This window comes from Paenibacillus xylanexedens (assembly GCF_007676705.1).
In the GTDB taxonomy this organism is placed as follows: Bacteria; Bacillota; Bacilli; order Paenibacillales; family Paenibacillaceae; genus Paenibacillus; species Paenibacillus xylanexedens_C.
In genome coordinates this window covers 1-256 of record NZ_VEBF01000437.1, presented here as the reverse complement: position 1 = coordinate 256, position 256 = coordinate 1, and the positions used below count along the sequence as shown (strand labels likewise).

The following is a 256-nucleotide window of genomic DNA, read 5'->3' as shown; positions in this document are numbered from 1 at the left end:
ACTACATTCCACAACCATATCTACCCCCACCTCCCCCCAACCAACTTCTTCCCACTTACCCTTACCCAATACTTTAACTTCTTTCCCCTTCACTTTCAACAACCCATCCTCTACTTCAACATCCCCAGCGAACCCACCTTCACTTCTATCATGTTTCACCAAATCACCCACCATTTTACCGTCACTCAAGTCCTTCATTCCTACTACCTCCATCCCTCCTACATTTTCAATACCGCCCAATCCCAACCCTCCAATA

At 46.5% G+C, this 256-nt stretch carries 1 protein-coding gene; it reads right to left on the bottom strand.

The features are described 5' to 3' along the window. A partial coding sequence (locus FS628_RS30755) for a glyceraldehyde 3-phosphate dehydrogenase NAD-binding domain-containing protein (RefSeq protein ID WP_313958640.1) occupies positions 1-213 on the bottom strand: 213 nt, incomplete at its 3' end. Positions 214-256 lie beyond the last annotated feature (43 nt).